The following is a 234-nucleotide window of genomic DNA, read 5'->3' on the forward strand; positions in this document are numbered from 1 at the left end:
CAATGGACGCTACAGGGATCGAACCTGTGACCCCCTGCTTGTAAGGCAGGTGCTCTCCCAGCTGAGCTAAGCGTCCATGATGGAGAGGAAGGGATTCGAACCCTCGAAACGTGTCGCCACGCTTACACGGTTTCCAACCGTGCTCCTTCGGCCAGACTCGGACACCTCTCCGTTTCTTCCTACTGCTCTCGTTCTTCTTATGTACGGCACCGCATCGTCCTATCCTCGCAGGAA

General features: G+C 56.4%; 2 tRNA genes. Both read right to left on the bottom strand.

What is annotated here, in order from left to right:
- Window positions 1-3: 3 nt before the first annotated feature.
- Window positions 4-76 (bottom strand) — tRNA-Val (locus IAE53_RS11315).
- A 4-nt stretch (window positions 77-80) separates the two neighbouring features.
- A tRNA-Ser gene (locus IAE53_RS11320) sits at window positions 81-171 on the bottom strand.
- Between the last annotated feature and the right edge of the window lie 63 nt (window positions 172-234).

Source organism: Leuconostoc sp. S50 (assembly GCF_016624925.1).
Lineage (GTDB): Bacteria > Bacillota > Bacilli > Lactobacillales > Lactobacillaceae > Leuconostoc > Leuconostoc pseudomesenteroides.